This is a genomic window from Amycolatopsis silviterrae (assembly GCF_042684085.1).
GTDB lineage: Bacteria > Actinomycetota > Actinomycetes > Mycobacteriales > Pseudonocardiaceae > Amycolatopsis > Amycolatopsis silviterrae.
Map to the genome: position 1 here is coordinate 296772 of NZ_JBHUKS010000014.1, position 26636 is coordinate 323407.

At 70.5% G+C, this 26636-nt stretch carries 24 protein-coding genes; 11 read left to right on the plus strand and 13 right to left on the minus strand.

Features of this window, described 5'->3' with window-relative positions; all coding sequences use genetic code 11:
• Positions 1 to 374 precede the first annotated feature (374 nt).
• The 3 genes from ACFSVL_RS20515 to ACFSVL_RS20525 are packed head-to-tail and all read right to left on the minus strand — an operon-like array spanning position 375 to position 2816.
• Positions 375 to 593, minus strand: a complete 219-nt coding sequence (locus ACFSVL_RS20515; RefSeq protein ID WP_378306432.1) for a hypothetical protein — start codon at positions 591 to 593, stop codon at positions 375 to 377.
• An 8-nt stretch (positions 594 to 601) separates the two neighbouring features.
• Positions 602 to 1711 carry a fatty acid desaturase family protein gene (locus ACFSVL_RS20520; RefSeq protein WP_378306434.1) on the minus strand — a complete coding sequence of 370 codons (1110 nt, stop codon included), beginning with the start codon at positions 1709 to 1711 and terminating at the stop codon, positions 602 to 604.
• A gap of 16 nt (positions 1712 to 1727) precedes the next feature.
• Positions 1728 to 2816, minus strand: a complete 1089-nt coding sequence (locus ACFSVL_RS20525) for a ferredoxin reductase (RefSeq protein ID WP_378306436.1) — start codon at positions 2814 to 2816, stop codon at positions 1728 to 1730.
• Positions 2817 to 2908: 92 nt separating this feature from the next.
• On the opposite strand from ACFSVL_RS20525, the gene ACFSVL_RS20530 reads away from it, so the two are divergent.
• From ACFSVL_RS20530 to ACFSVL_RS20540, 3 genes are read left to right on the plus strand one after another with little or no spacing between them, the layout of a single operon-like run.
• A complete protein-coding gene (locus tag ACFSVL_RS20530) occupies positions 2909 to 3586 on the plus strand; it encodes a TetR family transcriptional regulator (RefSeq protein WP_378306438.1) in 678 nt (225 codons plus the stop codon).
• Between the two features lie 3 nt (positions 3587 to 3589).
• Complete coding sequence (locus ACFSVL_RS20535) at positions 3590 to 4009, plus strand: VOC family protein (RefSeq protein ID WP_378306440.1); 420 nt, start codon at positions 3590 to 3592, stop codon at positions 4007 to 4009.
• Positions 4010 to 4024: 15 nt separating this feature from the next.
• Complete coding sequence (locus ACFSVL_RS20540) at positions 4025 to 4753, plus strand: lipoate--protein ligase family protein (RefSeq protein WP_378306442.1); 729 nt, start codon at positions 4025 to 4027, stop codon at positions 4751 to 4753.
• 89 nt (positions 4754 to 4842) lie between these two features.
• Here the strand turns inward: ACFSVL_RS20540 and ACFSVL_RS20545 are convergent, their stop codons facing one another.
• Positions 4843 to 5523, minus strand: a complete 681-nt coding sequence (locus tag ACFSVL_RS20545) for an Lsr2 dimerization domain-containing protein (protein WP_378306444.1) — start codon at positions 5521 to 5523, stop codon at positions 4843 to 4845.
• 145 nt (positions 5524 to 5668) lie between these two features.
• Here ACFSVL_RS20545 and ACFSVL_RS20550 point away from each other — a divergent pair, with 145 nt between their 5' ends.
• Together ACFSVL_RS20550 and ACFSVL_RS20555 are read left to right on the plus strand one after the other, a co-directional pair.
• The gene (locus tag ACFSVL_RS20550) at positions 5669 to 7063 is read left to right on the plus strand and encodes a dihydrolipoyl dehydrogenase family protein (protein ID WP_378306446.1); all 1395 of its coding nucleotides are present in this window, start codon (positions 5669 to 5671) and stop codon (positions 7061 to 7063) included.
• A gap of 61 nt (positions 7064 to 7124) precedes the next feature.
• The gene (locus tag ACFSVL_RS20555) at positions 7125 to 7694 is read left to right on the plus strand and encodes a TetR/AcrR family transcriptional regulator (protein ID WP_378306448.1); all 570 of its coding nucleotides are present in this window, start codon (positions 7125 to 7127) and stop codon (positions 7692 to 7694) included.
• A gap of 10 nt (positions 7695 to 7704) precedes the next feature.
• On the opposite strand, the gene ACFSVL_RS20560 is transcribed toward ACFSVL_RS20555, so the two are convergent.
• Positions 7705 to 10068, minus strand: a complete 2364-nt coding sequence (locus ACFSVL_RS20560; RefSeq protein ID WP_378306450.1) for a hypothetical protein — start codon at positions 10066 to 10068, stop codon at positions 7705 to 7707.
• A 268-nt stretch (positions 10069 to 10336) separates the two neighbouring features.
• Between ACFSVL_RS20560 and ACFSVL_RS20565 the strand changes: the two genes are divergently transcribed.
• Together ACFSVL_RS20565 and ACFSVL_RS20570 are read left to right on the plus strand one after the other, a co-directional pair.
• The gene (locus ACFSVL_RS20565) at positions 10337 to 10840 is read left to right on the plus strand and encodes a DUF3145 domain-containing protein (RefSeq protein WP_378306452.1); all 504 of its coding nucleotides are present in this window, start codon (positions 10337 to 10339) and stop codon (positions 10838 to 10840) included.
• A gap of 23 nt (positions 10841 to 10863) precedes the next feature.
• Positions 10864 to 11463, plus strand: coding sequence for a hypothetical protein (locus ACFSVL_RS20570; RefSeq protein WP_378306454.1), 600 nt, complete (start codon positions 10864 to 10866; stop codon positions 11461 to 11463).
• Positions 11464 to 11535: 72 nt separating this feature from the next.
• Here the strand turns inward: ACFSVL_RS20570 and ACFSVL_RS20575 are convergent, their stop codons facing one another.
• From ACFSVL_RS20575 to ACFSVL_RS20595, 5 genes are all read right to left on the minus strand, one after another.
• A complete protein-coding gene (locus tag ACFSVL_RS20575) occupies positions 11536 to 12786 on the minus strand; it encodes a beta-ketoacyl-[acyl-carrier-protein] synthase family protein (protein WP_378306455.1) in 1251 nt (416 codons plus the stop codon).
• A gap of 51 nt (positions 12787 to 12837) precedes the next feature.
• Positions 12838 to 13083, minus strand: coding sequence for an acyl carrier protein (locus ACFSVL_RS20580; protein WP_378306457.1), 246 nt, complete (start codon positions 13081 to 13083; stop codon positions 12838 to 12840).
• A 70-nt stretch (positions 13084 to 13153) separates the two neighbouring features.
• The gene (locus ACFSVL_RS20585) at positions 13154 to 14137 is read right to left on the minus strand and encodes a beta-ketoacyl-ACP synthase III (protein WP_378306459.1); all 984 of its coding nucleotides are present in this window, start codon (positions 14135 to 14137) and stop codon (positions 13154 to 13156) included.
• Positions 14134 to 15045 carry an ACP S-malonyltransferase gene (locus ACFSVL_RS20590; protein ID WP_378306461.1) on the minus strand — a complete coding sequence of 304 codons (912 nt, stop codon included), beginning with the start codon at positions 15043 to 15045 and terminating at the stop codon, positions 14134 to 14136. The genes ACFSVL_RS20585 and ACFSVL_RS20590 overlap by 4 nt, the downstream gene beginning before the upstream one ends.
• A gap of 516 nt (positions 15046 to 15561) precedes the next feature.
• Complete coding sequence (locus tag ACFSVL_RS20595) at positions 15562 to 16773, minus strand: PucR family transcriptional regulator (RefSeq protein WP_378306463.1); 1212 nt, start codon at positions 16771 to 16773, stop codon at positions 15562 to 15564.
• Between the two features lie 154 nt (positions 16774 to 16927).
• Here ACFSVL_RS20595 and ACFSVL_RS20600 point away from each other — a divergent pair, with 154 nt between their 5' ends.
• From ACFSVL_RS20600 to ACFSVL_RS20615, 4 genes are all read left to right on the plus strand, one after another.
• The gene (locus tag ACFSVL_RS20600) at positions 16928 to 17845 is read left to right on the plus strand and encodes an ABC transporter ATP-binding protein (RefSeq protein WP_378306465.1); all 918 of its coding nucleotides are present in this window, start codon (positions 16928 to 16930) and stop codon (positions 17843 to 17845) included.
• Positions 17842 to 19056, plus strand: a complete 1215-nt coding sequence (locus ACFSVL_RS20605) for an ABC transporter permease (RefSeq protein ID WP_378306467.1) — start codon at positions 17842 to 17844, stop codon at positions 19054 to 19056. The genes ACFSVL_RS20600 and ACFSVL_RS20605 overlap by 4 nt, the downstream gene beginning before the upstream one ends.
• Positions 19057 to 19784: 728 nt before the next feature.
• Positions 19785 to 20648 (plus strand): mechanosensitive ion channel family protein, encoded by an 864-nt coding sequence (locus ACFSVL_RS20610; RefSeq protein WP_378306469.1) that lies wholly within the window; start codon positions 19785 to 19787, stop codon positions 20646 to 20648.
• A 253-nt stretch (positions 20649 to 20901) separates the two neighbouring features.
• Positions 20902 to 21540, plus strand: a complete 639-nt coding sequence (locus ACFSVL_RS20615; protein ID WP_378306471.1) for a nicotinamide mononucleotide transporter family protein — start codon at positions 20902 to 20904, stop codon at positions 21538 to 21540.
• Between the two features lies 1 nt (position 21541).
• On the opposite strand, the gene ACFSVL_RS20620 is transcribed toward ACFSVL_RS20615, so the two are convergent.
• The 3 genes from ACFSVL_RS20620 to aceE form a co-directional block, all read right to left on the minus strand.
• Positions 21542 to 21787: a hypothetical protein gene (locus ACFSVL_RS20620; RefSeq protein ID WP_378306473.1), complete on the minus strand. Its 246-nt coding sequence runs from the start codon at positions 21785 to 21787 to the stop codon at positions 21542 to 21544.
• A 513-nt stretch (positions 21788 to 22300) separates the two neighbouring features.
• Positions 22301 to 23512 (minus strand): alpha-hydroxy acid oxidase, encoded by a 1212-nt coding sequence (locus ACFSVL_RS20625; protein WP_378306474.1) that lies wholly within the window; start codon positions 23510 to 23512, stop codon positions 22301 to 22303.
• A 206-nt stretch (positions 23513 to 23718) separates the two neighbouring features.
• On the minus strand, positions 23719 to 26514 hold the full coding sequence (aceE, locus tag ACFSVL_RS20630) for a pyruvate dehydrogenase (acetyl-transferring), homodimeric type (RefSeq protein WP_378306476.1): 2796 nt from the start codon (positions 26512 to 26514) through the stop codon (positions 23719 to 23721).
• Positions 26515 to 26636 lie beyond the last annotated feature (122 nt).

A 26636-nucleotide genomic window follows, 5' to 3' on the forward strand; every position in this document is an offset into this window, starting at 1 on the left:
TTGTCAAGGCGGGAAAGATGCCTTGACAAGCACCCCCGAACTGCAGGGAGGCTTCGTATCGGGGTGCGGGGGTGGGGCTGGGTGCCTCGCTGGGTGGGTGCACCGGCGGTGGTCTTGGCGGGGCTGGGGCTAGCGCCCCAATGTGGCATTGGGTGCGTCAGATGCACCGGACGCCACATTGGGTGCGTGGGATGCACCCAATGCCACATTGGGGCGCTTCGGCGGGTGGCCAAGGTCCGTGAAGGACTCCTTGAGGGAATCTGGTTCCGTGAAGGGGCCCCTCACGGCCTTCGCTGGCGGCAGCGAGGGCGTGAGGGGAACCCTGACGGACTCTGAGTCCGTGAAGGTGGCCCTCACGGACGACGGGCCGTGGATCAGTCCGCTTCGGGGGCCTTGTTCAGCCGGGTTTCGTCTTCTTTCGCGCGTTGGGCTGCTTCGCGCATTTCGATCATGTCGGTGAACCAGTCGCCGGTTTCGCGGGCTATGTCGCGGACCGCGCCGGTGATGATGGTGGCGATGTTGCCTATGTGGTTGGCTGCGGACTCCGTCAGCTCCTGCACGGTGTCCTTGCCACTTTCGAATGGGCCGACCATGGGCTTCCTCAGGCTGCTCGGAGTTGCCGTTCCGGGTCCACGGTAGCGGCCGGGCCCGGTTTTCCGGGAAGGGCCAGCCGCACGATTTTCTTCGCCACCGACCAGAGCTGCCGGTGCAGGGGGCCGGTGTTGTAGGGCAGGCCGTAGCGTTCGCAGATTTCGCGGACCTCGCCGGCGATCTGCGGGTAGCGGCGCGCGGGCAGGTCCGGGAACAGGTGGTGTTCGATCTGGTGGGACAGGTTTCCCGACAGGATGTGGAACAGGGGACTGCCGGTGATGTTCGCCGAGCCGAGGATCTGGCGCAGGTACCACTGGCCGCGCGTTTCGTTCTCCGTCTCTTCCTCGGTGAAGCTCTCGACGTCGGCCGGGAAATGGCCGCAGAAGATGATCGAGAACGCCCACAGGTTGCGGACCAGGTTGGCGCTCGCGTTGCCCAGCAGGGTCAGCGGCGCGAGCGGGCCGGTGAGCAGCGGGAACAGGACGTAGTCCTTGCCGACCTGGCGCGAGGCCTTGCGGACGATCCGGCGCAGCACCGGCACGTTCTCCGCCCAGGTGCGCTCGCCCTTCACCACCCGGTCGACCTCCAGGTCGTGCAGCATGACGCCCCACTGGAACAGCAGCGCGAGCAGCGTCGCGTACACCGGGTTGCCCAGGTAGTACGGATGCCATTTCTGCGCCGGGTCCATCCGGAGAATTCCGTAGCCGACGTCGCGGTCCTTGTCGACGATGTTGGTGTACGTGTGGTGGATGTAGTTGTGCGAATGCCGCCAGTTCTCCGACGGCGCGACGGTGTCCCATTCGAACCGCTGCGAGCTCAGCTCCGGGATGCGCGTCCAGTCGTACTGGCCGTGCATCACGTTGTGGCCGATCTCCATGTTGTCCAGGATTTTCGCCGCGGACAGCGCCGCGACGCCGGCCAGCCACGCGGGCGGCAGGAAGCCGGCGAAGAGCAGGCCCCGGCCGGTCACCTCCAGCGCGCGCTGGGTTTTGATGATCTTGCGGATGTATTCGAGGTCTTCCTCGCCGAGGTCGTCGACGATCCGCTGGCGCAGCGCGTCGAGTTCGCGGCCGAATTCCTCGACCTGTGCGGGGGTCAGGCGGTCTTGCAGGCCGGTCATGCTTGCCTCCGAGTGGTCAGGCGTCGATCTCGACGTCCCCGACGGGGACGCTGATGCAGAGCTGGATTTCTTCGTTCTCCTCGCCGGAGACCTCGCCGGTGCGGGCGTTGCGGACGCGGCCGGCGGTTTTGAGCTGGGTGCAGGAGAAGCAGATGCCCATCCGGCACCCGTGTTCCGGCGTCAGGCCCGCTTCCTCGGCCTGTTCGAGCAGCGGCTTGCCGGAGTTGTCGCACTCGCGGCCGCTGCGGGCGAAGCGCACCCGGCCCTCGGCGGCCTCCGCGGCGAAGGTCAACGGCGCTGCGGTGAACTCTTCGGTGTGCAGTTGTGCACTCAAACCCTCGCGCTGGAAGAGTTCGCGGGCGGCGGCCATCAGCGGGGCCGGACCGCAGAGGAACGTCTCGGCCTCGCGGAACCACGGCGCGGCCTTCTCCAGGTGCGCGAGGGAGAACAGGCCGTGCAGGTCGCCGCCGCGGCGGGCGTGGGTGTGGGCGTGGACCACGCGGAACGCCGGATGCCGGGCGGCGAGTTCGGCCAGTTCGGTGCGGTAGAGCGCGTCCGCGGCGGTGTTCGAGTAGTGCAAGAACACGATCTCGCCGGGATGTCCCTCGGCGACGAGCGTGCGGGCCATCGCGAGCACCGGCGTGATCCCGCTGCCGCCGCTCATCAGCACGATCCGGTCCGGGCGCGGCGACGGCAGGGTGAATTCGCCGTCCGCGGGCGAAAGCCCCACCACCGAGCCGACGGCGGTGTCCTGCAGATGCCGCGAGACCAGCCCGTTCGGGTCGGCCTTCACGGTGAACTCCAGGTCGTCGCCGCCCTGCGCGCCGCACGGCGAGTAGCAGCGGGTCCGGCGCACACCGTCGATCTCCACCTGCATCCGCACGTACTGGCCGGCCCGGAAGCCCTGCCACGCCCGGCTCGGCCGCACGGTGAACGTGACGGTGTCCGGCGTCTGGTGCCGCACAGCGGTGACGCGGCCGCGGACCTCGCGCCGCACCAGCATCGGGTCGACCAGTTCGAGGTACCGGTCCGCGCCGTGCGGGGTGAGCAGCGCCTCGGCGAGCGAGACGAGCCCGCGCACGCGGCGCGGGAGCAGTGCGGTCATCACCCCTCCAAAGTTTGAGTGCACAGTCGTACACTGACTAGTGTGGGGGCAAGGCCGGGGGGCCTGTCAACGCGGAAGCGAGGTGATGTGACGTGGGCCATGCGGCGACCGCCAGTACGCTGCTCGACGTGTCCGCAGCCGAGGAGCAGGCCGGTCCGGTGAGCCGGCAGGAGCGCAAACAGCGCACCCGTCAGGCGCTGCTCGACGCGGCGCTCGACCTGCTGGCCGACCGGAGTTTCGCCAGCCTTTCGCTGCGCGAGGTCGCGAAGGGGGCCGGCATCGTGCCGACCGCCTTCTACCGGCACTTCTCGTCGATGGAGGAACTGGGTGTCGCGCTCGTCGAGGAGACCACGCGCACTCTGCGTGGCCTGCTTCGCGGCGCGCGCACCGAGCAACGCGGCTACGGCGGCATGATCCGGGCTTCAGTGCACACGCTGCACCGGCACGTCCGCGAGCACGAGGACCACTTCCGGTTCGTCACGCGCGAGCGCTACGCCGGACCCGGCGCGGTGTCCCGGGCGATCGCGGTCGAGATGCGGATGTTCTCCAGCGATCTCGCACTGGACCTGGCGCGCTTCGACCCGCTGCGCACCTGGCCCACCGAGGACCTGCACCTGCTGGCCGACCTCATCGTCACCGCGATGCTCGGCACGGTCGCCGAACTGCTGGAAATCCGGCCCGGCGACACGGCCGCCGACGAGCGCACCCTGACCGCGGCGGAGAAACGGCTCCGGATGATCCTGCTCGGCGTGCCGCACTGGCAGCCTTAGCGCATGGCCTTCCTGCACCTGACCGCGATCATCGTCGACGACTACGACGAGGCGATCGACTTCTTCACCCGCGCACTCGGCTTCGCATTAGCCGAGGACTCCCCGTCGCTCACCAACGACGGCCGCCCCAAGCGCTGGGTGGTCGTCCGGCCGCCAGGCGGTGAGACCGGTCTCCTCCTGGCAAAGGCCGACGGCGACCGGCAAGCCCGCGCGGTCGGCGACCAGTACGCGGGCCGCGTCGGGCTATTCCTTCGCGTAGACGACTTCGACGCCAGCTACCAGCGGATGCGCGAAGCCGGGGTCGAGTTCCTCGGCGAACCGCGGACCGAGCCGTACGGTCAGGTCGTCGTGTTCCGCGACATCGCGGGCAACCGCTGGGACCTGCTCGGCCCGGCGCACTCTACGATCCCGGAGTCCAGTTGATCGTGGAGGAACGCTATGCCGAGCGGGTCGGAAGTCCGGGCCGAGTTCACCGACCCAGCCCAGAACCTGGCGTTCGACGAAGCACTGCTGCGCGAGGTGCCGGCGGGGCCGGTGGTGTGGCTGTGGCGGAACCCGGTGTGCGTGGTCGTCGGGCGCGGTCAGCGGATCGCCCGGGAAGTCCGCGTTGACGACTGCGCGCGAGACGGCGTCCCCGTGCTGCGGCGGGCCAGCGGCGGCGGCACGGTGTTTCACGATCCCGGCAACCTCAACGTGACGCTCGTGCTGCCCGGCCCTGCGACCCGTCCGCTGGAAATGCTCGGCCTGGTGATGTCGGCGGCAGTGGAGAAACTCGGTCTGCCAGCCAGAATCGGCGACCGCGGCATCTTCGTCGGCGACGCGAAGCTGTGCGGTTTCGCGGTGTTCCGGACGAAAGACGTGCTGCTGGCCCATTCGACGCTGCTGGTCGACACCGACGCGGCCCGCGTCGGCGCGTACCTCACCGGCCCGCCGCCGGACCCGAAGCCGCTGGACTCGCACCGAAGCAAGGTCGCGTCCCTGGCCGACCATGGAGTGCGGCTGCCGTTGATTGAGGTGGAAGACACTGTCCGCGCGGCTGCGGCGGGACTGCTCGGCCCGCTTCCCCCGCGCGAACCGACGGCGGGGGAGCTGAAGCGGCAGCGGGCGCTGCTGTGGAGCCGGTACGAGTACCCGGATTGGCACGCCGAGGGACGCCAGCGTTCGTGATTGCCTTGCCGGGCAGCCAGATCAGCTGAGGTCCGTGAAGGACTCCTTGCGGGAATGGGATTCCCTCAAGGAGTCCTTCACGGACTGGGTCAGCTGCCGGAGGACGAGAACAGCACCTGCGGCACCTCGCGGGCCGCGCTGCGGCGCGGCTTGGCGGCGGACTTGGCCGGAACAGCGGTTTTCGCCGGTGCGGCCTTCGCGGGAGCTGCCTTCGTCGGGGCCGCCTTCGCAGCCTTGCTCGCCGAAGCCTTGGCCGGTGCCGCCTTCGGTGCGGCGGACTTCGCGGGCGTCTTAACCGCAGTGGCCTTGGCCGGAGCTGCCTTCGCCGCCGCGGACTTCACGGGCGTCTTGACCGTCGCGGTCCTCGTCGTCTTGCTGACGGTGGTCTTGATCGCGGCAGCCTTCGCCGACTTGGCCGGAGCCTTGGCGGCAGCGGACTTCGCCGTCTTGGCCGAGGCAGTCTTCGCGCCACTCGTTCGGGCAGTCTTCGCCGCCGTCTTCACCGAGGTCTTCGCCGGACCGGCGGTTTTCGTGTCAGCAACGGCTTTCCCGCCCTTGCCCGCCCCGGCGACCAGCCGCGGCCGCAGCTTCCGCCCGCCGGTGCGCCGTCCGGCCTTGGCGTAGCGCTCCAGCAGCCGGCGCAGCGCGGCTGCGTTGCGGGTGCCAAGGGTGATGTCGTAGTCAACGCCGTCGAGAGCGAACGCGACGGTCTCCGCCGCGCGTCCGCCGGTCAGATCGTCCAGCGTGCGGACAGCGGTGTTCCTCGCCATGGGAGCCTCCCGTGCTCGATCGTGGTCGTGCGTGCAACCGGCACGGCGACGACCCGGATTTCCCGGTGCCGCCGGTTTCTTGCAGCTCTCTGACGAGAATACCGGCAGGCTTGCGCGAACCTGCGCGGTGGTGTGCGCTGTGCCCATGGGAGCAGAGACTTTCGACGTCGTGGTCATCGGAGCGGGTCCGGTCGGGGAAGTGGCGGCCGAACGGGCCGCCATGGGCGGGCTGAAGGTGGCGCTCGTCGAGCACGAACGGTTCGGCGGGGAGTGTTCGTACTGGGCGTGCATCCCGAGCAAGGCGTTGCTGCGCCCGGGAAACCTGCTCGCCGCGGCCAAGCGGATGCCCGGCGTGCCGATCGGCGACGCGCTCGACGCGGAGAAGGTGCTCGCGCGCCGCGACTGGTTCACCGGCAAGGGCGACGACTCCGGTCAGGTCGAATGGGCGCGCGGCGCGGGCATCGAACCCGTGCGCGGCTACGGCCGGATCAGCGGTGAGCGCGAGGTCACTCTCGACGACGGCCGCGTTTTCGCCGCCCGGCACGCGGTGATCGTGTGCACCGGCAGCGTTCCGCGCACGCCGCGGATTCCGGGACTGGACACGATCAAGCCGTGGGGCTCGCGGGAAGCGACTTCGGCGACCGAGGTTCCGGGACGGCTCGGCGTGCTCGGCGGCGGCGTGGTCGGCGTCGAGATGGCGCAGGCGTGGGCCCGGCTCGGCTCGCAGGTCGACCTCGTGATCACCGGCGAACGCCCGTTGCCGCGGCTTCCGGAATTCGCCGGCGACCTGGTGCTGGACGGATTGCGCGAGGCAGGCGTGCGGGTGCACGTGAACTCCGGGCTGAGCGAAGTGTTCGTTGTGGACGGTGGCACGCGGCTCGCGCTGACCGGCGGCGACGAGGTCGTGGTCGACGAACTGCTGGTCGCCACCGGCCGTGCCCCGGCCACCAGCACGATCGGCCTTGACGTGCTCGGCCTGCCGGTCGACGGCCCGCTCCAGGTGGACGAAAGCGGCCGAGTGTCCGCAGTGGAGGGTGGCTGGCTGTACGCGGCGGGCGACGTCACCGGCCGTGCTTTGCTGACCCACCAGGGGAAATACGCCGCCCGCGTGGTCGGCGACTCGGTAGCCGCCCGTGCGCGCGGCGAGGAGATCTCGACCGAGCCGTGGAGCCGGTACAGCGCGACCGCCGACCATCACGCGGTGCCGCAGGTGGTGTTCACCGACCCGGAGGTGACGTCCGTCGGCCTGACCGAGGCGCGCGACGGATCCGCGGACCGGGTGGTGGACATCGACATCGCGGTCGCCGGGTCCTCCCTGCACGCGGACGGGTACCAGGGCAAGGCGCGCATGGTCGTGGACACCGAACGCGGCGTCGTGCTCGGTGTCACGTTCGTCGGCCAGGACGTCGCGGAACTGCTGCACTCGGCCACGATCGCCGTCGTGGGCGAGGTGCGGCTGGACCGGCTATGGCACGCCGTGCCCGCGTTCCCGACGATCAGCGAGGTGTGGCTGCGCCTGCTGGAGGCCTACGGGCTCTGACCTGCTTCAGTGGTGTTGTTTCACTTAGTGGGTCGTGCCACGTTCGGGTAGCGTCGGGGGCATGACCAGTGCCCCCGTTCCCGGCAGGCGTGAACGCAAGAAGGCCGCGACCCGGCAGGCGCTGGCCGACGCAGCCCTGAGCATGTTCCTGGAGCGCGGCTACGACCGGGTGACCGTGCGCGAAATCGCCGACGCCGCCGACGTGTCCACCACCACGCTGATGAAGCACTTCCCCACGAAGGAAGCGCTCGTTTTCGACCGGGCGCCCGAGATCGACGAGGCGCTGATCGCGGCCGTGCGCGACCGTCCGGCGGGCACGCCGGTGCTGGACGCGCTCCGTGCGCACATCCACCAGCGGGTGGCCTCCGGAATCCGCCAGGAGGCCGCTCCGCTGCTGAAGCTGGTGCGAGAGACGCCGGCGCTTTCCGAGTACTGGCACAAGATGTGGATGGGCCACGAGCACACGCTGAGCCGTGCGATCGCCGCGGAAACCGGTGCGCCGGAGGATGATCCGCGATGTGCCGTGCTGGCCCACTTCGCGCTGGAGACGGCCTCGGTGGCCGACCGGTCGGACGATCCGGCACACCTGGTCGACGTGGCGTTCGACCTGCTGGCGAACGGCTGGGAGTGAGCTCGTCCGCTCAGGACGGCAGCGACAGGTCGAGCGCGCCCTTCGCCGCACGGGCCAGCCCGGGATCGTCCGCAGTGGACGGTCCCGGCTGCCAAACCGCCTGCACGATCCGCACGCCTTTCCCGTCGATCTTGCTGGCGTAGGCGGCACCGTCGAACTGCGGCGTGCCGGAAGGCCATTTACCGGTCTCCGTGGCGACGTCCAGGATCCCGCCCCCGCCCGGGTTGTCGGCGATCTGCTTGAGGTGATCGGCCTGCCCGGCATCCGAGAACTCGACCACCGCGACGGTCACCGCGGCCGCCCGCCCGTCCACGAGCGCCGTGTAACTCGCGCGGCGGACCGCGGAGCAGCTGGTCTGCTGAAGACTCGCCTGGACGTCCCCGAAGGCGTGCGATGCGCACCGCTGATCCGCACTGCTGGCCCTCGGCTCGAACGTGAGACTGGGCGCGGGCGGGGCACTCGACGCGGCACTGCTCGGGCTAGGACTGGCGACACTGCTGGACGGCGCACTGCTGGGCTGCGGCGCGGCAGTGGTGGTGTCGTCGCCGCTGGTCGCCACGACGATCGCCGACACCACCAGCAGGATCAGCAAGACGATCGCCGCGATCGGCACCCACTTGACGGTGCGGGAGGCCGGTTTTTCCGGGGCTGGTCCCGCCGCGGCGGCCGGTTCCGGCCGGACAGCCGGCGACGGCCGCGGCTGGGGCCGCGGCGGACTGCTCGGCCCCGGCACGACCGGCGGAACCGTCCGGGGAGGACGTCCCTGCGGCTTGGCCGGGGACGGCATCTTCTCGGTCGGAGCCTCAGGTGGGTCGGTGGATTCCGTGGGCGCCTCGGACAGCGCGTCCGTTTCGGCCGGCGGAACCTCCGGCCGGGGCGGCCGCACCGCGACGATCTTCGGCCTCGGTGCCGGGACGCTGGGGGAAGCAGCGGCCTGCGGCGCCGTGGGGCCGGTACCAGGGAAAACCGGAAGACCCCGGGGATCGCCTGTGCTTTGCGGGGTCGCGGCGGGGCTGGTGCTCGGGCTTGGGGCCGCCGCGCCGAACCCGGTGCCGGGGCTGGGTTTCGCGGAAGGGGATGTGTTGGCACCGGCGCTGCCCGGAGCGGCGGTGCTGGAAGGTGCGGTGCTGGAAGGGGATGCGTTGGCACCGGCGGCGCCCGATCCGGCAGCACCGGAACTGGCGGCGGGTGCAGCGGTGCTGGTTCGGGCCGCGTCGGACACCGCGGCTCCGGGAGTCGCAGCACTTCCGGCGGGGGCGGACGTTGCCGCACCCGGCCCAGCCGTGCCGGGAGAGGCAACCGAATCAACTGCGGCAGCCCCGGACGGCGAGACCTTCTGCACGGCCCCGGCCGCCACGGCACCGGGATTCGCCGCGGCGGTGTCATTGGTCGCGGCGCCAGCGCCGCTTACGGCAGCAGGTTTGGCCGCCGTGCCAGCGCCAGGCCCAGCCGCCGCGCCAGGATCGGCGGTGGTGCCAGTGCTGCCCGGGGCCGCAGCCCCCGGCCCGGCTGCGGTGCCGGGATTGGCCGTCGTGCCAGCGCTGCCCGGGGAAGCAGGACCAGCCGCAGCTCCCGATCCAGCCGCGGCACCGGGACTGGCCGCGGTGCCAGTGCCGCCCGCGGCAGCGGGGCCTGCCGCAGCTCCCAGCCCAGCCGCCGCGCCAGCGAGCCCGGCACCGACCGCAGCCGCGCCGCCAGCCTCGCCAGCGCCAGCCCTGCCAGTCGCGCCGGTGCCCGAAACCGGAGCCCGGGGCCCAGGCGGCACCGGAACGTCGTCGGCGAACCGGACGAACCCTTCCCCGCGCAGCACCTCGTCCGACAGTTCCGGCGCGTCCGGAGCCAGCGCCGCGATCAGCGCCCTCGCCTGGTCCACCGAGCGCGGATGCCTCGCCGTCGCCAGGGAAACCGTCGCGGCCAGCATCGTCGTCGGGGTCGGGTGCAGGACCCGGACCGGGCCGGCGAGGTCGCCCGGCGGCTGGTCGACGGTCTCCACGTACGGGCCGACCGCCACGATCGTGCCGACCGGGCCGCCGCCGAGTTCCGCGATGCGGCGTTCGCATTCCTGGGACAGGTCGAGCGCTTCGGTGGCGGGGTTGACGTCGTCGCCGTGGACCAGCGGCCAGCCGTCGGCCTTCCACGGGCCGCTCAGCGGGGCCTCGAGCCGCAGGGCCGGGTCGGGCAGGTCCACGCCGATCACGACGAGCACGCCCGCGGGCAGCACCACGACCGCCTCGACCGGACGGTCTCCGGTCGGGCGGGCTCCGACGAGCGCGACGCCGCCGATCACCGTGCTCCCCCGGCCGAGGGAGGCCAGTGCGGCCCGCACGTCCTCCGCGACGCGCGAGGGCTGTTGCCCGAGACGGACCAGTCGCACCGAAACTCTCCTGTCGAATCCGCAGCGTTTCCGGTGCACCACGCTAGCGTGCCGGGCCTCCGGAACCGCGCTCCGCGCCCTCGCGTCGGCGTGGCTCACCACAATGGGTCGTCCGCTGCGACTTGTGGTGTTCATGTGGCCAAACAGCACGGTTGGGGTGCAGAATGTGCTACACAGGTCGGGAACTGCCGTGGAGGCTACGCAACCTGCGCAGGGTTCGAGAGGTCGTAGGGGAAGACGTCCCTCGTCGAACAAGCGGAGGTCAGCAGTGAGCACCCGTGGCAGCACCCGAGGCGTGGTGTACGTCCACTCGTCGCCGTCTGCGGTATGTCCGCACGTCGAGTGGGCTATTTCGGGCACCCTTGGTGCCCGCGTCGAGCTGAAGTGGACGGCCCAGCCGGCCAGTCCGGGACAGCTCCGGGCCGAATGCAGCTGGAGCGCGCCCGCGGGAACCGGCGGCAAGCTCGCCGGGGCCCTCAAGGCGTGGCCGATGGTGCGCTTCGAAATCACCGAGGAACCCAGCGCGGGCGTCGACGGCGAGCGGTTCTGCTTCGCGCCCGGCCTCGGTCTCTGGCACGGCCGCACCAGCGCCAACGGCGACATCGTCGTGGGCGAGGACCAGCTGCGCGCGCTCGTCAGCATGACCCGCGGCGGCGAAACCCTCGCGCACAAACTGGACGAACTCCTCGCCGCCGCCTGGGACGAGGCGCTCGAGCCGTACCGGCACGCGGGCGACGGCGCCCCGGTCACCTGGCTGCACCAGGTCGGGTGACCAAGGGCGGTACCCTCACCCGGGTGAGCGTTCACCCGGCCCCGCCCTCCCGTCAGCGGTGGTTGATCCCCGTGCTCGTGGTGGTGCTGTCCATCACCGTCGCCGGGGGTCTGCTCGCCCGCGAGCTGTACCGCCGCCCCGAATCCCCGCAGCCCGCGGACGGGGAAGCCATGTCGTCGCCCGTCACGACCAGCGGCGGCCTGCCCGACAAGTCCGGCGCGGTGCACGTCGGGGTCACCCCCGACGCCGAGAGCCACCCGCAGGACGAAGCCGTCCGCACCGTGCTGCAGGCCTATTTCGAGGCGCTCAACAAAAAGGACTACGACGCCTGGACGGAAACGGTCAGCGAGGCGCGCCGCAGCCGGACGCCGGAGTCGGACTGGCACCGCAACTTCCAGTCCACGAAGGACGTCGACATCCTGCTGTACCGCATCGAACCCGGTGCGCAGGGCACGCTGCGGGCGCTGGTCGGGTTCACCAGCACGCAGTCGATCAAAGAGGCCCCGGTCGACTTCCCGCACGAGTGCATCCGCTGGCGGCTGGTGCTGCCGATGAAGTACGAGCACGGCTCGTACCGGATCGACACGGTCGACGGCAACGCCACCGAACACGACCAGTGCTGACCTCGAAAACCCGGTGAAACGGCGAAGGGCCCCCGCGGAATTCCGCGGGGGCCCTTCGGCCGTGAAGAGAACTCAGTTCGCCGGCATGAACAGCAGCGCGGTGTTGTGCCCGCCGAAACCGAACGAGTTGGACAGCGCCGCGGTGAGCTCGACCTTGCGGTTCTCGCCCGCCACGACGTCGAGCTGCACCTTCGGGTCCAGCTCGGTGAGGTTCAGCGTCGCGGGCACGACGCCTTCGTACAGCGCGAGAATCGTCGCGATGCCCTCGACCGCGCCCGCCCCGCCGACGAGGTGGCCGAGCGCGCCCTTCGGCGCGGTGACCACCGGGTGCTCGCCGATCGCGGACCGGATCGCGGCCGCCTCGCCGATGTCGCCGACCACAGTGGACGTCGCGTGCGCGTTCACGTGGCCGATGTCCGAAGGGGACAGTCCGGCCATCGTCATCGCCGCGCGCATCGCCGCGATCTGGCCGATGCCCTCCGGGTGGTTGCCCGTGATGTGGTAGGCGTCCGACGTCAGGCCGTAGCCGGCCAGCTTCGCGTAGATCCGCGCGCCGCGGGCCTTCGCGCGGTCGGCCCGCTCGAGCACGACGACGCCGGAGCCCTCGCCGAGCACGAAGCCGTCGCGGCTCACGTCGAACGGACGCGAGGCCGCGGCCGGGTCGTCGTTGCGGGTCGACACCGTGCGCGCCTGGGCGAACCCGGCGACGGTGATCGGGTGGATGCAGGCCTCGGAACCGCCCGCGACCACCACGTCGGCCCGGCCGGACCGGATCATCTCGTAGCCGTTGGCGATGCCCTCGGCCCCGGACGCGCACGCCGACGCGGGCGAGTGCACCCCGGCGCGGGCCTTCAGGTCGATGCCCACGTGCGCGGCCGGGCCGTTCGGCATGAGCATCGGCACGGTCAGCGGCGACACCTTGCGAAGACCCTGCTGGTGCAACAGATCGTTCTGGGTCAGCAGGGTCACCGGCCCGCCGACCCCGGTGCCGATCGAAACGCCGAGGCGCTCCGGTTCGACGTCGGCGTGCTCGTCGGTCTGCTCGGCGAACCCGGCGTCGGCCCAGGCCTGGCGGGCGGCGATGATCGCCACCTGCTCGCACCGGTCGAGCCGGCGGGCCTGCACGCGGGGCAGGATGTCGGTCGGCTCGACGGCGAGCTGCGCCGCGATCCGCACCGGCAGGTCCAGCTCCGCCGCCCAGTCCGCCTCGATCGTGCGGATCCCGCTGCGGCCGGCCAGCAGACCGTCCCAGGTGGACGCGACGTCCCCGCCGAGCGGCGTGGTCGCGCCCATGCCGGTGATCACGACGTCGATGTTGCTCATGGGTGTCTCCCCAAGGTCGGCTCCGGACCGGGGCCCGGGTACGAAGAGGACTTACTTCGAGTTGGCGGACACGTAGGTCACCGCGTCGCCGACGGTCTTCAGGTTGGCCAGCTCGTCGTCCGGGATCTTCACGCCGAACTTGTCCTCGGCCTGCACGGCGATCTCGACCATCGACAGCGAGTCGATGTCCAGGTCGTCCACGAACGACTTCTCCTCGGTGACGTCGTCCTGAGCCACGCCGGCGACCTCTTCGACGATCTCGGCGAGGCCGGCGAGAATCTCAGTGTTGTCAGCCATCGGTGTTGTTCCCTTCTCGGTTCTTCTGGAGGTCCGCTCGCGGGCACGGCGCCCGCGGGGGAAGTATCGCTCAGGGCAGGACGAACGCCTGCGCGGCATAGGAAAGCCCGGCTCCGAAGCCGACCGCCAGCACCACGTCGCCGCTTTTCGCCGTTCCCGCCTTGCGCATGTGGTCCAGCGCCATCGGGATCGAGGCGGACGAGGTGTTGCCCGAGTACTTGATGTCGTCGGCCACCACCATGTCCTCGCGCGCCCCCTTGGCGCGCAGCTTCTTGGCGATCGACTCGACGATCCGGAGGTTCGCCTGGTGCGGGGCCAGCACGTCCACATCGGACGGTTGCAGCCCGGCGGCCTCCAGCGCGCGCAACGCGATCGGCGCGATCTGCGTGGTGGCCCAGCGGAAGACCGACTGGCCCTCCTGGTAGATCCACTGGTGGTCGCGCATGTAGATGAGGTCGACCAGGTCGCCCGCGCTGCCCCACACCACCGGGCCGATGCCCGGTTCGTCGGACCCGCCGACCACCGCGGCCCCCGCGCCGTCGGCGAAGATGATCGCGTTCGCGCGGTCGGTCGGGTCCACGGCGTCGGTGAGCTTCTCCGCGCCGATCACGAGGACCTTCTTCGCCGAGCCCGCGCGCACGAGGTCGGAGGCGACGCCGAGGCCGTAGCAGAACCCGGCGCACGCGGCGTTGAGGTCGAACGCGCCGGGGGCCGGGACGCCGATCCGCGCGGCGACCTGTCCGGCCGCGTTCGGGATCTGGGAGGGCATGGTGCAGTTGGGCACGATGACGGTGTCCACTTCGGACGCGTCGAGGCCGGCGTCGGCCAGCGCGTTGGCCCCGGCGGCGACGGCGTAGTCGACGAGCACGTCGTCCTTCTCGCCGAACCGCCGCTCGATGATGCCGACGCGGTCGCGGATCCACTGGTCGTTGGTGTCCATGACCTGCGACAGGTCGTCGTTCGTGACGATCCGGTCCGGCTGGTGGCTGCCGAAGCCGAGGATGCGGGCGGCGGGCGCGCCCTGGGACAGGCGCAGCGTGGGGCGGGCGGTCACTGGGCGTCCTCCTCGCGCAGCGCCGCCAGCTCGGCGGGCGACTTCAGCGCGGTGGTAGTGGTGACGACGCCCTTGAGCTGCCGCTTGACCAGTCCGGTCAGGGTGCCCGCGGGCGCCAGTTCGACGGTGCGGTCCACGCCGAGCGCGACGAGCCCGTCCATGGTGAGGTCCCAGCGGACCGGGCGGGTCACCTGGGCGACGAGCCGGCGCAGGTACTCCGCGCCGCTCGTGACGACCTGACCGTCGGCATTGGACAGCAGCGGGCGCGCCGGATCGGCCGGGGAGAGGCCGGCGGCGTGCTCGCGCAGGGCGTCTTCCGCGGGGGCCATGTAGGGCGTGTGGAAGGCGCCGGCGACCTTGAGGGCGCGGATCTTCGTGCCCTCCATCGGCTCGGCGATGATCCGCTCGATCGCGGCGGCGGACCCGGACGCGACGATCTGCCCGGCCCCGTTGCGGTTCGCGGCGGCGAGGCCCTGGCCTTCCAGCCACGCGGCGACTTCGTCGGGATCGCCGAGCATCACCGCGGCCATCGACGTCGGTTCGAGCGCGCACGCCTTGGCCATCTCCGCGCCCCGGACCGCGGCGAGCGCGACGGCGTCGGCGGGAGCGAGCACGCCGGCGATCGCGGCCGCGGCCAGTTCGCCGACCGAGTGGCCGGCGACCGGAGCGTCGGCGGGCACCGGCAGGTGTTCGAAGGACAGCAGGGACAGCGCGACGATGAGCGGCTGCGCGACAGCGGTGTCCTGGATCTCCTCGGCGCTGGCTTCCGTGCCGAGCCGGATCAGGTCGAGCCCGGAACGGGCGGACCACTCTTCGACGCGCGCGCGGGCACCGTCGAGTTCGAGCCACGGAGCGAGCATGCCGGGGGCTTGGGAACCCTGGCCGGGGGAGAGGACTGCAACTGTCACGCTGTCTATGAGACCACGGGTTCCCTCGGGCTTCGGCTGCGGGCGGTCACCAAGTCCGTGCGGCGGAATTGGAGGAAACCTCCAAAGACCCGCCGGAGAACCCCGCCCTTAACCCATCCGCCTTGTGGGATTCAACCAGCGCTTGCCGTGAAGTCGGTCACCCGCCGCGACCCCGTGCGGCGCCGTCGGGAGGGGGAGCCGGGTACGGGCCGGAGGGCCGCGGCGGTTCCGCCGGGCGCGGGAGAGGGGCTGGCGGCGGAATCTGGCGCGCCGAACGCCGCATTCACGCGAGGGGTCGGCTGGGCCGCGTGGCCTAAGCCCGCGGGACTATCCACAAAGGACACCAAGGCTGCCGAATTGCCCGATTGATGCCGATATGACCGTACCTGAAGGTCCGTGAGGGGAACCCTGAGGGAATCAGCGTCTGTGAAGGTTCCCCTCACGGACGACCGCCCCGCTCCCGCCGATCCTAGCGCCGCCTCCGCCGAGAAAGCCCAATGTGGCATTGGGGCGGAATCACCAGAGGCCGCGGGCGCGGGCGAGCCTGCCGACGGTCAGCGCGATCCGCAGCACGAGCGCGTCGCGGGCGTCGGTGGGGTTGCGGCCGGTGAGTTCGGCCGCCTTGCGCAGCCGGTACCGGACCGTGTTCGGGTGCACGAACAGCGTTTGCGCGCAGCGTTCCAGCACCCCGCCAGTGTCCAGATAGGTCTCAACGGTCCGCTGCAGCGCCGCGCCTGCCTCCTCCAGCGGCCGGGCCACCAGATCGACCAGCAGCCGTTCCGCGCCGGGGTCGCCGGACAACGCGCGTTCGGGGAGCAGATCGTCCGACCGCACCGGGCGGGGCGCGCCGGGCCAGCCGACCACCGCGCGCAACCCGGACAACGCCTCGGCCGCGCTGTGGTGCGCCTCGGCCAGCGTCGGGACCGTCGGGCCAGCCACGACTGGGCCGTCGGCGAAGACCGTCGACATCCGGCTGAGGATTTCGCGTTCCTTCGGTCCGCCTTCGGTCGGGCCGCCGATCACGATCACCAGCCGTGACCCCTGCACCGACAGCAGCACCGCGCGACCGACGCGCGCGGCGCGGGCGCGGACGTCGAAAACCACCGTCGGCGGGTCGTCCGACGGCGGATTTCCCACCAGGACAGTCGCCGCCGCGGCTGGGTCCCAGCCGAGCGCCGCGGCCCGCGACAGGACGGATTCCTCGGCGTCGCCGCGGACGATTCCGTCGACCACGAGTGCTTCGAGCCGGGCGTCCCAGGCACCGCGCGCTTCCGCGGCGGCAGCGTAGGAATTGGCCGCGGCGAACGCGATTTCCCTGCCGTAGCGCAGAATTCCTTCGATCAGCGCGGCGCGTTCGGCTTCCGAGGCGGCGAATTCCGGAAGCTGTTCCTCGAATACCTCGATCGCGAGCCGCACCATCGCGACGGCCTGGCGCAGGCTGATCCAGCGCGACACTTCGGTGGGCGCGTCGCGGAACGCCTCGGTGGTGAGCTTCAGCGCTTCCTTCGAATCGCGCAGCCACGCGACGAATCCGCTCGCCCCGGTCTGCGTGATCAGCAGGACGCTGGCGCGCTGGTCGGCGGGCAGCCGCGCGAACCACACCAGGCGGCGTTCCATTTCCGCGACGCTCGCGCTCGCCAGCCGCCCGGAGGCGTGCTCCAGGCGGCGCAGGGTTTTGGCGGACAGCCCGTGGTGTTTGCGCGCGGGGCGTCCTGTGGTGTCGGCCATGTCGGGTCCGATCCTACGTGCCGCGCGCGGCCTGCAACTTTAGGCGGATGCCCCGGCGACCTCGGGAGGTGGGCGGTCTCGTACCGGAGTGCCTAGGATCCCGGGTGGGGTGGCAGGGGATCACCCCGGCGAAAAGAGAACAGGGGGACGGGCCATGCCAGAGCCCGGACTGGAGATCGACGGGATCTCCAAACGGTACGGCGCCGTGCGGGCGCTGGAAAAAATGACGTTCGACGTGCGGCCGGGCGAGCTTTTCGGGTTCGTCGGCAGCAACGGGGCGGGCAAGACGACCACCATGCGCATCGCGCTCGGCGTGCTGAGCGCCGACGAGGGCCAGGTGCGGTACGCGGGCGAGCCGATCACGCACGAAACGCGTCGCCAGATCGGGTACATGCCCGAGGAACGCGGCCTTTACCCGAGGATGAAGGTCGGCGAGCAGCTCACGTATCTGGCGCGGCTGCACGGAATGCCCGCCGCCGCGGCGAAGAAGTCGAGCGAGCGGTGGACCGAACGCCTCGGCGTGGCCGCGCGCCGCGACGACGAGGTGCAGAAGCTCAGCCTCGGCAACCAGCAGCGCGTGCAGCTGGCCGCCGCGCTGGTGCACGAACCGCGGATTCTCGTGCTGGACGAACCGTTTTCCGGGCTGGACCCGGTGGCCGTCGACGTGATGAGCGACGTGCTGAAGGAGAAGGCGGCCGAGGGGGTCCCGGTCGTGTTTTCCAGCCACCAGCTGGATTTGGTGGAGCGGCTGTGCGACCGGATCGGGATTGTCCGGAGTGGACGGATGGAAGCGTCCGGCACGGTGGCGGAACTGCGCGCGGGCGGGACGACCCGGCTGCTCGTGGACGCCCCTGACGCGCCCGAAAACTGGGCGGCCGCGCTGTCCGGCGTGACCGTCGTGGGCCGCGAGGGATCGGTGACCGAGCTGGAACTGGCCGGCGGCGCGGACGACCAGGCGGTGCTGCGCGCCGCGCTGGCGACCGGCCCGGTGCGGGAATTCGCCCGGAAACTGCCGTCCCTGACCGAGTTGTTCCGTTCCGTGGTGTCCGATCAGCAGGAGGCCGCGGCATGACCGGGTCCAACGTAGAAATGAGCCCGCTGTCCGCGGTCGGCCTCGTGGCCGGCCGGGAGATCAGCACGCGGGTCAATTCCAAGGCTTATCGCATCACCACGCTGGTGATGATGCTGCTCATCGTCGCGATGGCGCTGATCTTCAAGTTCATCGGCGGCGGGACCAGCGCCGACGCGACGGTCGGCTACGTGCCGGCCGCCTCGCAGCTGGCCGAGCCGCTGACCGCGACGGCGAAGTCGATCGGCCAGAACGTCGCGACGCAGCAGGTGCCCGACGAGAAGGCGGGCCAGGCGAAGCTGCAGGACGGCTCCATCGACGCGCTGCTGGTGCAGGACGCGAAGCGGGTCCACGTCCAGGTGAAGAAGACCCTGGACGCGAAGCTGAAGAACACCTTCACCGTGCTCGAGGGGCAGCTGGCGCTCAACCAGCAGATCGAGTCGCTCGGCGGTGATCCGGCGAAGGTGCACCAGGCGACCGCACAGGCGACGATCGACGAGCTGCCGCCGCTCGAGAAACCGTATGACTACAACGGGCAGCAGCTGGTGCTCGGCATCATCGCGGGCATCCTGATCTACCTGTCGCTCATGATCAACGGGCAGACCGTCGCACAGGGCGTCGTCGAGGAGAAGACGTCCCGGGTGGTCGAACTGCTGCTGTCGACGATCAAACCGTGGCAGCTGATGGCCGGGAAGGTGCTCGGCATCGGCGTCGTGGGGCTGATCCAGATGCTGGCGATCGGCGTGGTCGGCGTTGCGGCCGGGCTCGGGTTCGGGGTGCTGACGATCTCGGTGAACGCCGCGGTGGGCACCGTGGTGTGGCTGATCGTCTGGTACCTGCTCGGGTTCTTCATGTATTCGATCGTGTTCGCCGCGCTGGGCGCGCTGGTGTCGCGGCAGGAGGACGTGGGCGGCGCGACGATGCCCGCGCTGATGTTCGTAATCGCCGGGTACGTGGTGGGGATTTCGATCCTGCCGTCGAATCCGGGGAGCCCGCTGGCCGAGGTGCTTTCGGTGATCCCGGTGTTCGCGCCGACGCTGATGCCGATGCGGCTGGCGATGGGCGGCGTGCCGGTGTGGGAGGCGGTGCTGTCGGTCGGCCTGGTCGTCGCCCTCATCCCGGCGCTGATCTGGCTGGCCGCGCGGATTTACCGCAACGCGGTGATGCGCACCGGCGCGAAGGTGAAGCTGCGGGACGCGCTGAGCGCTGCCTGACGGACGGTTTCCGACGGCGGGCCGCGGCTGAGAAGCCGCGCCCGCCGTTTTCGTCTCTACTCTCGGTGGACGCTTCGCCTGGTGCAGGACCCGGGAAGCGGGGCCGCTCACCCACGTGGGTTAGCGGCATCGGGTGAGTTGCGTGAACTCCGCCTCCGCGAAGACGCCGTCCGCGGTGCCGCGCCACTCCGCTGCCGCGTCCTGGTTAATGCCCTTAGCCCTCGCGCGTTATTGACACTCCGCCGTTATCCGGGGACCGGCCGGGAGAACCGAGCAATTCGCCGCCGCCGGTCGTCCGGCACCGCGAATTCGGACCGCACAGACCGCACGCCGCCCGGATTTCCGTCCGGACATCTCCGGCACGCCGCCCAGGCCGGGCCGCGAATCCGTTCGGCCGTCCGGCAATGGTCCGAACAGTCTCGTCCGTGAAGGCCAGATGAACACCGGAGAAAACCCGAACCCCATTCGGCTCGGCGGGGCGGTGGCGCGGCGATAAAGGGCGGGAAATGTTCGAGGCCGCTCGGCGCTTGCGGTTTTCGCTGCGCCGAGCGGCCTCGTCTCCCCGGTCCCCACCGGTAGGACAAGTATGGCGGCGATTGATCTTCCCGCGCCAGTCGTCTCACTCGATCGTGGTGCACAGCACTCGGGTGCAGTGGGTACCTGTCCTGCGACCCGGTGCGACAGGACGGTGCCGGAATCCACGTCGAACCGCGGCGAAGGGAGCCAGCGTGGGTGAACAACTCAAGGACGGACTCGGACAGGCCTGGAATCTGGTGGCCACGTTCGTCCCGAAACTCGTGGGTTTTCTGATCATCCTCCTGATCGGCTGGCTGATCGCGAAAGCCGTGTCCAAAGCCCTCGGGCTCGTTCTCGGAAAACTCGGATTCACGCGGCTGGTGGAGAAGACCGGGCTGACCGGAATGGTGAAGGGCGCGAATCTCGACGCCACCACGGTGCTCGTGAAACTCGTCTACTACTTCATTCTGCTGATCGCGCTGCAGCTCGCGTTCGGGGTGTTCGGGCAGTCGAACCCGGTGAGCCAGCTGCTGAACGACATCATCGCGTTCCTGCCGAGGATCCTCGTGGCGGTCGTGCTGATCATCGTGGCGGCGGCGATCGCGAAGGTCGTGCGGGACGTCGTCTCCGGCGCGCTCTCCGGGCGTCCGGCGGGACGGCTGCTCAGCACGGTCGCGTACTGGCTGGTGATGGCGTTCGGCATCATCGCGGCGCTGGGCCAGGTGAACATCGCGACGTCGGTGACCGGCCCGGTGCTGATCGCGGTGCTGGCGACCGCCGGCGGCGTGATCGTGGTCGGCTTCGGCGGCGGCCTGATCAAGCCTGCCCAGGAACGGTGGGGCGGCTGGCTGGCCAACCTGCAGGGCCAGGTCGGCTCGGGCTCCGGCGACGGCTCGAAGGGCGAGGTGAGCGGACAGCACGCGCAGGCCGGGCAGACCCGGACGCAGAACTACCCGCAGGCGCAGTCGGGCAGCCTTCCGCAGCCCGGCGAGCAGACCCGCCAGATGCCCGCGGACGGCGGCCGCCCGCCGGAGCCGCCCACCCCGCCCGCCGGTTTCGGGCGCGTAGACCGCTGAGCTGGCCCGCTTCGCCGGCGATGTCCGGCGGGGCCGTGCCGCCTGCCTGATCCGAGCTGGCTGGTGGCTTCGCTGACGGCCCTTTCCCGGATGTGCCCCAACGAGAAGACGAAGGCCCGGCGCCACCGCGGCGCCGGGCCTTCGCCGTGCCCGCGGGCGTCCACTCAGCGGGACTGTCTGCAGTCTCACATCGGCACGGGAATGGCCGCTCCGTGTTGCATGTTGGGAGGCGTAGATCGGAAGGGGTGCCGACGTGGACTTCCTGTTGCACCACGGCGTGACCGTGTTCGGCCAGTGGATCTCGATCGCCGAGCTGGCCGGGCAGGTGTTCGCGCTCGCGGTCGTGTTCCTCGCGCAGCGGCGGACGCTGTGGACCTGGCCGGTGCAGGTCGGCGCGACCGTCCTGCTCTTCTCCGTTTACGCGTCCGCGCACCTCGGCGGCCTCGCCGGGCGGCAGGTCGCGATCCTGCTCATCTCGCTCTACGGCTGGTGGGCCTGGAACCGCCGGACCGACCCGGTGTACGGCGTCGTCGTGCGCAAGGGCCGCTGGACGGAGCGGGCCGTGATGCTCGGCGCGTTCGGGCTGGGCACGGTCGCGATGGCGCTGACGCTCCAGGCACTCGACGCCTCGTGGGCGCCGTGGCCGGACGCCGCGATCTTCGTCGGGACGCTCGTCGCGTTCGCCGCGCAGGGCGTCGGGCTCGTGGAGTTCTGGGCGGTGTGGCTGGTGGTCGACGCGATCGGCGTGCCGCTGCAGATCCGTTCCGGCCTGTATTTCTCGGCCGCGATCTACGTCGTCTTCGCCGCGCTGGTGGTGCACGGCTGGGTGACCTGGAACCGGTCGGCGCGCACCGCGGTGGCCGGCCAGAAGGCCGTCCCCGCGGCGCGCTGACTCAGACGCGGAGCGCGAGCTGCCCGTCCGGGGTCAGCTCGGCCCGCGTCCATTGCCCGACCGCGCCGCCCAGCGCGGACGCCGGGCGGACCAACCCCTCCCGCACCAGGTCGTGGGCGGTCGTCTGGTCACAGCATGGCAGGCCGTCGACCCGCAGGTCCGGCTCGCAGCTACGGGTGAGTTCGGCTCGGCCGGCGGCGATCGCGCGCAACATCGCCAGCGCGCGGCGGTTCAGCGTGACGGACATGGTCTTCTCCCTCAGGTGTTCCGAAGGGAGGAGACGTGATGTCGGTCACTGGATACCTGGTTACGTCGACTGCGCCAATCCGGGCTGAAAGTCCGTGAAGGGGTCCTTCACGGACGGCCGAGGTCCAATGCCTGGGCTTGAAGTGGCGCGGGGTCGTCGTCCGTGAAGGACTCCTTGAGGGAATCTGGGTCCGATGCCGGGGGCTTAAGGCGGCGTTGTGGGTGTGGCTGAGGCGTGTCCGCCCAGGTGGAAGCGGCTGGCGGACCGGGTCGGCTTGCGTCGGGGCCGTTGTGAGCGGCGGGAGCTGGGTGTGTCGTCCGTGAAGGGCACCCTGAGGGAATCTGATTCCTTCAGGGTGCCCTTCACGGACTTGAAGAAACGGGCATTCCGGCATTAATGGGGCATTTCACCGAGGTTGACGTCCTTTGTGGACGGTCGGCAGGCTGACGCCACCCGGCTTAAGTCCCGGCAAGGGAGCTGGAGTCCCTCAAGGAGTCCTTCACGGACCCGGGCTCAGCGGAGGGTCGCGTGGCTGGGACGCAGGTCGTCCACCCGCCGGACCCCGAGCAGCTGCATCGTGCGGATCATCTCCGTGCGCAGGATGTCCACGCACCGCTGCACCCCGCGCTCGCCGCCCGCCATCAGGCCGTACAGGAACGCGCGGCCGATCAGCACCGTGTTCGCGCCGCGGGCGAGTGCGGCCACGATGTCGCCGCCGGACAGGATGCCGGTGTCGACCCACACCTCGGCGCTGTCCTGGATCTCGTCCAGCACCGCGGGCAGCAGTTCGATCGGCGTCGGGGCGCGGTCGAGCTGGCGGCCGCCGTGGTTGGACAGCAGCACCGCGTCCGCGCCGTGCTTCACCACCTCGCGTGCGTCGTCGACGTTCTGCACGCCCTTGACCACCAGTTTTCCCGGCCAGGTCTGGCGCACCCAGTCGAGGTCGTCGAAGTTCAGAGTCGGGTCGAACAGCTTGTCCAGCAGTTCCGCGACGGTGCCGCCGAAGTGGTTGAGCGACGCGAAGCTCAGCGGCTCCGTGGTCAGCAGGTTGAACCACCACGCCGGGTGCGTGGCGCCGTCGGCGAACGTCTTCAGCGTGAGCGCGGGCGGGATGGTGAGCCCGTTGCGGACGTCGCGCAGCCGCGCGCCCGCGACCGGGGTGTCGACGGTCAGCAGGAGCGTGTCGTAGCCGTTCTCCCACGCGCGATTCATCAGATCTTCGCCAGCGCCGTGGTCGCGCCACACGTACAGCTGGAACCACTTGCGCGCGTCCGGAGCCGCCGCCGCGAGGTCCTCAATTGACGTGGTGCCCATCGTCGACAGCGCCATCGGCATGTTGTTGCGCTGCGCCACTCTGGCCACCGCGCGCTCGCCCTCGTGCTGCATCATCCGGGTGAACCCGGTGGGCGCGAACGCGAACGGCAGCGCCGAGCGCCGGCCGAGGATCTCCCTGCTGGTGTCCACATCGGACACTCCGCGCAGCACGTTGGGCTGGAATTCGACCCGGCGGTAGGCCTGCCGGGCGCGGCGCAGGCTGTCTTCCAGTTCGGCCGCGCCGTCGGTGTAGTCGAAGGCCGCGCGCGGGGTCCGCTTGCGCGCGATCATCCGCAGGTCGGCGATCGTGTGCGCGCCGGCGAGGCGCCGATCGGTCGGGTTGAGCACGATCGGCTTCGGCCGCAGGATCTCTTTGAGTTCGCTCGGCCGGGGCAGGCGCCGCTGGGTCACGCTCGACCACCTTTCGTCAGGCATCCGGATACATCCGATGTCTACCTTACTAATCCGACCAAAAGTAGGCCGACCCCCGCGCGGCACGTAACCGTTGCTGCAAAGCCATTCGGCCGTGGCTGTGGTCGGATTAGTAACGATCGGCACAGTAGGCAGAGGCCCCTCCGGGACACTGTCCCGGAGGGGCCTCTGGAGTCAGGCAGCGGTCACGCGTTGCCGGAGTCGGACGTCTGCGGCCCGGCGGCCGCCACGTCGTCGAGCCGGTAGCGGCGCGCCGCCTCGGCGACCTTCGCCTGGTCGAACTCGCCGCGCTTGGCGAGCGCGGACAGCGCGCCGACGGTGATCGACTCGGCGTCCACCAGGAACTTGCGCCGCGCGGCCGGGCGGGTGTCGGAGAAGCCGAACCCGTCGGTGCCGAGCGTGAGCATGTCGGTGGGCACCCACGGGCGGATCATGTCCGGCACCGCGCGCATCCAGTCCGACACCGCCACGACCGGGCCGGAAACGCCCGACAGCTTCTGCGTGACGTACGGGACGCGCGGCGTCTCGTCCGGGTGCAGCAGGTTCTCGTGGTCGATCTCGACCGCTTCGCGGCGCAGTTCGCCCCACGACGTGGCCGACCACACCGCGGCCCGCACGCCCCACTCCTCGGCCAGCAGCTTCTGCGCCTTCAGCGCGTCCGGCATCGTGACGCCGGACACCAGCACCTGCACCTCCGGGCCGTCGCCCGCGGGGGCGTCGGCGTACCGGTAGAGGCCCTTGAGCACGCCGTCGACGTCCAGGTTCTCCGGCTCGGCCGGCTGCTGGTAGGGCTCGTTGTAGATGGTGATGTAGTAGAAAATGTTCTCGCCGTTGCCGTCCGGGCCGGTCTCGCCGTACATCCGGCGCAGGCCGTCCTTGACGATGTGCGCGATCTCGAACGAGTACGCCGGGTCGTACGCCACCACGGCCGGGTTGGTCGCCGCCAGCAGCAGCGAATGCCCGTCCGCGTGCTGCAGGCCCTCGCCGGTCAGCGTGGTGCGGCCGGCGGTGGCGCCGAGCACGAAGCCGCGGGCCATCTGGTCCGCCGCCGCGTACAGGCCGTCGCCGGTGCGCTGGAACCCGAACATCGAGTAGAAGATGTAGATCGGGATCATCGGCTCGCCGTGCGTCGCGTACGACGTGCCGACGGCGGTGAACGACGCGGTGGAACCCGCCTCGTTGATGCCCTCGTGCAGCAGCTGGCCCTTCTCGGACTCCTTGTACGCCAGCATCAGGCTCGCGTCGACCGAGGTGTAGGTCTGGCCGTGCGGGTTGTAGATCTTGGCGGTCGGGAACATCGAGTCGAGGCCGAACGTGCGCGCCTCGTCCGGGATGATCGGGACGATCCGCTTGCCGATCTCCGAGTCCTTCGCCAGCTCGCGGATGAGCCGGACGATCGCCATCGTGGTGGCGACCTCCTGCTTGCCCGAGCCCTTGCGGACGCCCTCGTAGACCTTGTCGCCGGGCAGCACGAGCGCCTTGGCGGTCTTCGGGCGGCGCTCCGGCAGGAACCCGCCGAGCGCCTTGCGGCGGCCGCGCATGTACTCGATCTCGGGCGAGTTCGCGCCCGGGTGGTAGTACGGCGGCAGCTTCGGGTCGCGCTCGAGTTCCTCGTCGCTGATCGGGATCCGCTGGGTGTCGCGGAACAGCTTCAGGTCGTCGAGGGTGAGCTTCTTCATCTGGTGCGTGGCGTTGCGGCCCTCGAACGCCGGGCCGAGGCCGTAGCCCTTGATCGTGTGCGCCAGGATCACCGTCGGCTGGCCGGCGTGCTCCATGGCCGCCTTGTACGCCGCGTACACCTTGCGGTAGTCGTGGCCGCCGCGCTTGAGGTTCCAGATCTCCTGGTCGGTGAGGTCCTTGACCAGGTCCTTCGTGCGCGGGTCGCGGCCGAAGAAGTGCTCCCGGACGAAGGCCCCGTCGTTGGCCTTGTACGTCTGGTAGTCGCCGTCCGGCGTGACGTTCATCAGGTTGACCAGCGCGCCGTCGCGGTCGGCGTGCAGGAGCGAGTCCCACTCGCGGCCCCAGATGACCTTGATCACGTTCCAGCCGGCGCCGCGGAAGTACGCTTCCAGCTCCTGGATGATCTTGCCGTTGCCGCGCACCGGGCCGTCGAGCCGCTGCAGGTTGCAGTTGATCACGAAGGTCAGGTTGTCCAGGCCTTCGCCCGCGGCCACGTGGATCAGGCCGCGCGATTCCGCCTCGTCCATCTCGCCGTCGCCGAGGAACGCCCAGACGTGCTGGTCGGAGGTGTCCTTGAGGCCGCGGTCGTGCAGGTAGCGGTTGAACCGCGCCTGGTAGATCGCGTTCATCGGGCCGAGGCCCATCGACACCGTCGGGTTCTCCCAGAACTCCGGCATCAGCCGCGGGTGCGGGTACGACGGCAGGCCGCCGCCCGCGCCGGCGTGGCTGTACTCCTGGCGGAACCCGTCGAGCTGCTGCTCGGAGAGGCGGCCCTCGAGGAACGCGCGGGCGTACATGCCGGGGGAGGCGTGGCCCTGGAAGAAGACCTGGTCGCCGCCGCCGGAGTGGTCCTTGCCGCGGAAGAAGTGGTTGAAGCCCACCTCGTACAGCGCCGCCGACGACCCGTAGGTGGAGATGTGGCCGCCGACGCCGACGCCCGGCCGCTGCGCGCGGTGCACCATGATCGCCGCGTTCCAGCGGATGTAGCGGCGGTAGCGGCGCTCGATCTCCTCGTCGCCCGGGAACCACGGCTCGTTCTCGGTGGGGATCGTGTTCACGTAGTCGGTCGACGTGAGCGCCGGGATGCCGACGTTGCGCTCCCTGGCGCGCTCGAGGATGCGCAGCATCAGGTACCGGGCCCGCTGCTGGCCCCCTCGGGCCAGCGCCTCGTCGAAGGAGTCCAGCCATTCGCTGGTCTCTTCCGGGTCGATGTCGGGAAGGTGCGCCGCGAGTCCGTCACGGATGACGCGTACGCGAGCCGGGGTCTCCTTGCCGGAGGCGCCGTCGTTCTGCGGGGCCAAGGGGTCTCCTTGTAGCTGGTTGTAGCCGTTGTAGCTGGTGGGCGGGAGTGCTCGCCGACGTCCATGGTCGTCCCGGTTGGGGTTCCCGTCACCTGTACTGCCCGGTAACATCGGCCGCCCGA

Coding starts and splice junctions, on each gene's coding strand:
- ACFSVL_RS20515 (WP_378306432.1), bottom strand. CDS start 593: ATGGTCGGCCCATTCGAAAGTGGCAAGGACACCGTGCAGGAGCTGACG.
- ACFSVL_RS20520 (WP_378306434.1), bottom strand. CDS start 1,711: ATGACCGGCCTGCAAGACCGCCTGACCCCCGCACAGGTCGAGGAATTC.
- ACFSVL_RS20525 (WP_378306436.1), bottom strand. CDS start 2,816: ATGACCGCACTGCTCCCGCGCCGCGTGCGCGGGCTCGTCTCGCTCGCC.
- ACFSVL_RS20535 (WP_378306440.1), top strand. CDS start 3,590: ATGGCCTTCCTGCACCTGACCGCGATCATCGTCGACGACTACGACGAG.
- ACFSVL_RS20540 (WP_378306442.1), top strand. CDS start 4,025: ATGCCGAGCGGGTCGGAAGTCCGGGCCGAGTTCACCGACCCAGCCCAG.
- ACFSVL_RS20545 (WP_378306444.1), bottom strand. CDS start 5,523: ATGGCGAGGAACACCGCTGTCCGCACGCTGGACGATCTGACCGGCGGA.
- ACFSVL_RS20550 (WP_378306446.1), top strand. CDS start 5,669: ATGGGAGCAGAGACTTTCGACGTCGTGGTCATCGGAGCGGGTCCGGTC.
- ACFSVL_RS20555 (WP_378306448.1), top strand. CDS start 7,125: ATGACCAGTGCCCCCGTTCCCGGCAGGCGTGAACGCAAGAAGGCCGCG.
- ACFSVL_RS20575 (WP_378306455.1), bottom strand. CDS start 12,786: ATGAGCAACATCGACGTCGTGATCACCGGCATGGGCGCGACCACGCCG.
- ACFSVL_RS20580 (WP_378306457.1), bottom strand. CDS start 13,083: ATGGCTGACAACACTGAGATTCTCGCCGGCCTCGCCGAGATCGTCGAA.
- ACFSVL_RS20595 (WP_378306463.1), bottom strand. CDS start 16,773: ATGGCCGACACCACAGGACGCCCCGCGCGCAAACACCACGGGCTGTCC.
- ACFSVL_RS20600 (WP_378306465.1), top strand. CDS start 16,928: ATGCCAGAGCCCGGACTGGAGATCGACGGGATCTCCAAACGGTACGGC.
- ACFSVL_RS20605 (WP_378306467.1), top strand. CDS start 17,842: ATGACCGGGTCCAACGTAGAAATGAGCCCGCTGTCCGCGGTCGGCCTC.
- ACFSVL_RS20620 (WP_378306473.1), bottom strand. CDS start 21,787: ATGTCCGTCACGCTGAACCGCCGCGCGCTGGCGATGTTGCGCGCGATC.